The sequence below is a fragment of the Cupriavidus sp. 05N39 genome, assembly GCF_056397325.1.
Window position 1 is genome coordinate 1 of sequence record NZ_JBFTNE010000212.1, and the last position, 3,785, is coordinate 3,785.

At 60.8% G+C, this 3,785-nt stretch carries 5 protein-coding genes and 1 pseudogene; 4 read left to right on the plus strand and 2 right to left on the minus strand.

The features are described 5' to 3' along the window. Positions 1-11: 11 nt before the first annotated feature. Both AC1DN0_RS40550 and AC1DN0_RS40555 read right to left on the minus strand, forming a co-directional pair. Positions 12-191, minus strand: a complete 180-nt coding sequence (locus tag AC1DN0_RS40550) for a hypothetical protein (protein WP_477146577.1) — start codon at positions 189-191, stop codon at positions 12-14. Between the two features lie 58 nt (positions 192-249). Continuing rightward, entirely contained in the window at positions 250-507 is a 258-nt protein-coding gene (locus AC1DN0_RS40555; protein ID WP_477112253.1) for a hypothetical protein, read from the minus strand. 433 nt (positions 508-940) lie between these two features. Here AC1DN0_RS40555 and AC1DN0_RS40560 point away from each other — a divergent pair, with 433 nt between their 5' ends. The 4 genes and pseudogenes from AC1DN0_RS40560 to AC1DN0_RS40575 form a co-directional block, all read left to right on the plus strand. After that, complete coding sequence (locus AC1DN0_RS40560; protein WP_441637644.1) at positions 941-1,408, plus strand: hypothetical protein; 468 nt, start codon at positions 941-943, stop codon at positions 1,406-1,408. A 174-nt stretch (positions 1,409-1,582) separates the two neighbouring features. Then, entirely contained in the window at positions 1,583-2,068 is a 486-nt protein-coding gene (locus tag AC1DN0_RS40565; protein ID WP_441637646.1) for a SixA phosphatase family protein, read from the plus strand. Between the two features lie 109 nt (positions 2,069-2,177). Next, positions 2,178-2,981, plus strand: a complete 804-nt coding sequence (locus AC1DN0_RS40570; RefSeq protein WP_441637648.1) for a ParB N-terminal domain-containing protein — start codon at positions 2,178-2,180, stop codon at positions 2,979-2,981. A 20-nt stretch (positions 2,982-3,001) separates the two neighbouring features. Then, positions 3,002-3,568, plus strand: a pseudogene (locus tag AC1DN0_RS40575) (phage integrase family protein); the annotation flags it as partial. Between the last annotated feature and the right edge of the window lie 217 nt (positions 3,569-3,785).

A 3,785-nucleotide genomic window follows, 5' to 3' on the forward strand; every position in this document is an offset into this window, starting at 1 on the left:
GTTGTTGCCATTCATGTGTTGGTGACGTTCTGCGTCTGGCCGATCAGTTGCTCGGCATTGAAGGTCGAGTCGATCTTGACGGCGCTGAACACGGGCAGGAAGGGCACGAAGCCGCCGCGCACGGCGCGCATGGCGCGGGCGTCGAGTTCTTCGGTGACGGACAGGTCYTTGATGGCGAGGGTGGTAGTCATGGCAGTTCTCCGGGAAATGCAGTAGYTTGCGAATKCAGCCTGGGCGGTAGCCCGMGGCTCAATAGATGTTGTTTTGGGCGTTCTGGGTCGAGGTGACACGCGACTTGATGTCGTCGACGAAGGCAGCGTTATTGCCGTTCATGTTGACGACGTTCTGCGTCTGGCCGATCAGYTGCGARGCGTTGAAGGTCGAGTCGAKCTTGACCGCGCTGAACACGGGCAGGAAGGGCACGAAGCCGCCGCGCACGGCGCGCATGGCACGGGCGTCGAGTTCTTCGGTGACGGACAGGTCCTTGATGGCGAGGGTGGTAGTCATGGCAGTTCTCCTTGGGAGCGATTGGGACTTGGGGTTCGGTTGGTTCGAGCATTGTTTCTGCGCTCGGGAGGTACAAACGCATGGAGTGTGCCAAGGCGGGGCAGGTCAGCGTGAATCGCCCGCAAAGGCAGGCTGGGCTTGGGATCGATTTTTTTCGGGTACGAAAAATGGCGTCAAAGCCTGGCGCGTGCGGGCCTGGATCTGGCGGGTGCAAACCAACACAACAACACCGGGTGTCTGCTATTACGAGACACGCTGGGCCCGTGCATCGGAGGCGGACCGCACGTGCGCCTTGTAAGAGGCTCATTGGCCTCTCGCAGGAAGGCCTGATCCGTAGCGTGCCAACGGATGCCACGGCAGCCAAGGCCGACCGAATACCGGACGGAGAACGGCGCCATGGTAAAGGCCCAACATCAACCATGCCGGAGGCAGCATGCAGGAAGAGTTCGGGTACAAGGATGCGGCCGGTCGATGGGTCGCGGGGTTCGGGTCCCGTCGCGATGCCATTTCGGCGGCAGCGCAGATGGGCATGACGCAGGTGGTTACCGCGGGCTTTAGCCCTGAGCCTCCGTCCTACTTCGCGCGGTTCGAAGCGACGAGGATTATCGAGCGGATGCTCTCTGGCATGGCCTTGGGCGAACACGAGGGCAAATTGATTGGCAGCGAGCAAGCCCAAGATGTGCTCGCCCCCATTCTCGCGGCAGCGATCGGTGATGGCTTTCCCGGCCGCGAGTCCCCAGAGTCATGGAAACTTCAACTGGATCTCATGGATCGGCTGGAAGCCGCGGTTGCCGCATGGCTGGAAGAGAATCACCTGGAGTTCGCGCCGCCTAAAGTCGTGGTGTACGGGTCGGAGCAACTCCACGTCACCGGCACGAATCTGGATGTACCGCTTCGGTAGGCCTTTTGGGGGTAGCTTTGATTTCGGCGCCATTTACGACGGTTCGCAAGCCCAGCAGCGATGCGATGTTGAAAACGACAGCAATCGAGAGCATGAAAGGCTAGCACCTCTGTTAGTCGCCGCGGTGGTCGAATAGGGCGATAATGGCGCTTCAGGCCACCCCTCAGCTTGATCATGAAAATCCTGTTTCTTGTGCGRCATGCCAAATCGAGTCGCGACGATCCGTCCTTGCCCGACCGGCAGCGACAGTTAGACAATCGCGGCCGCAATGACGCGTCCAAGATGGGCAAACGCCTGACTGATCGCGGCGTCGATCCCGATCTACTCATGTCGAGCCCGGCGCTGCGTGCGCTGACCACGGCGCAACTCATCGCCGATGAGATCGGCTACAAGCGCAAGGACATCGTCGTCGATGAGCGCCTCTATGCCAGCAGCTCGGACAACTTGCTCACCATGATCTGCGCACTCGACGACAGGCTGGACCGCGTGATGCTCTTCGGCCACAATCCCGAGTTCACCGACCTCGCACATCGGCTATCGAGCGCGATCATAGACATGCCCACATGCGCAATCGCGGAGTTTTGCTTCGACGCAAAGGCGTGGGCGGATGTCGCGGAGATCGGCCCGGCGAAGGTGAGGATGGACGCACCGAAGAGATAGTGCAGGCATTCGCCAATGCGCAGCGCCAGGCCCAGCTTCATCGGCCCCGCTACACGGCTTGAAAAGGCGGCAGTGTGTACACTACCGTCCTACATTTTTTGTTTGGCCCATGAAGATCACTATCAACGAAGAGCTCCGTGCCTATATCGATCCACTTACAGAAGACGAATACGCAGCATTAGAACGCAGCTTGCTCTCGGAAGGGTGCCGCGATGCGCTGGTGTTGTGGGGCGATCTCCTGGTGGACGGACACAACCGCTACAGCATCTGCCACGAGCACGGAATCCCTTTCAATACGGTACAAAACCAGACGTTCCAGTCTATGGACGATGTGCACCTGTGGATGATCGACAATCACCTCGGGCGGCGCAGCGTATCAGATTTCCAACGAGGGGTACTTGCCCTGCGGAAGAAGGGAATCGTATCCGCGCGTCTGGCGCAAACGCAAGCGCAGCATGCAAAACCTGCCGGGACCGAAGTCGCCACGCAATCCGGGGCCGATCCGGTGTTGACTCGCGAGGCTGTTGCGCGCGCAGCACGGGTGAGCAGTGCGACGCTTGGTCAGATCGAGAAAATCCAGAAGACGGCTGCGCCCGAGTTGGTCAGCGCAGTAAAAGCGGGCGTAATTTCCATTAATGCCGCGGCTGCCGTAGCCTCCTTGCCTGGCGAGAAGCAAGTAGCGGCTGTTGCTGGAGGCAAGAAGGAACTGCGCCAGGTGGCGAGACAGGTGCGCGAGGCCCGCGTGCCACCCAAGCCTGAACTGGCGCCACCGCCCAGCGACGCCACACCCGATCAACTTGCAATTCATCGCCTGACGGTATTGGTTGCACAGCTCACAGAAGAGCGCGATCAGTTGAAAAAGAAGGTGCAGCACTTGACCGTTGCACTCGCAGAGACCCGCGGTGGTCAATAGAGCGGGCGGAGAAGGGCAGGGCTGCCGAGCAGGCGATCGAACGACTACACGGACTGCCGGCGTCCAAGCCGGTCATCAGTGACGACATCGGGCTGTGGCTGGCACCGCGCGCAGTGGCTGCGCTGCGGTCTCAGGGCATCGGCGTGCTGGCGGCCCTGACAGTACGCGTGCCGCGCCGACGCCGCTGGTGGGTGGCCATTCCGGGCCTGGGCGCGGCCGGGCCCGGCGGATTGAAGCGTTCTTCGCCCAGCACCCACAACCGACCGAGCGCGTCCGCGCGCTGATCCCGCGGGAGTGTACCGAGGGAACAATTACGTCATGCCGCTTGAAGGCGACGGGTCGCAGGGGCAGTTTCGCGCGCCGTGCCAGACCTGCACCCTCAATGCGGACAGCGACTACGCGGCCATCCACGGCTGGTTGGCGCTGCAGCAGTCGGCGGCGACCCTGCGCGCCTATCGCAAGGAAGCGAAACGCCTGATCCTTTGGGCGCATCATTGAGCGGGGGCGGCCGTTGTCCTCACTCACCACGGAGGATGCGACAGCCTCGCAGATTCCTGCGACGACCAACGCCCCGAGAGCGCAGGGTGCTTTTCTCTTGCTGGAAGCCGCGCCGGTATTGGCTGGCAGCCCCGTAGATAGGATTTAACATAACACGTATTATGTGCTCTGTTGGTATGTTCTGAAGTGTTGCGTGTGGGACGGCACGGAGACTTCAGATACCGCAACGGAAAAGTGCTTTTATGGTATCTTTCGCCGTTGCGTTTTTGTTGTGGGTTTAGGTTTTATGTTCGTTCAGGTCAGCGC

Coding starts and splice junctions, on each gene's coding strand:
- AC1DN0_RS40560 (WP_441637644.1), top strand. CDS start 941: ATGCAGGAAGAGTTCGGGTACAAGGATGCGGCCGGTCGATGGGTCGCG.
- AC1DN0_RS40570 (WP_441637648.1), top strand. CDS start 2,178: ATGAAGATCACTATCAACGAAGAGCTCCGTGCCTATATCGATCCACTT.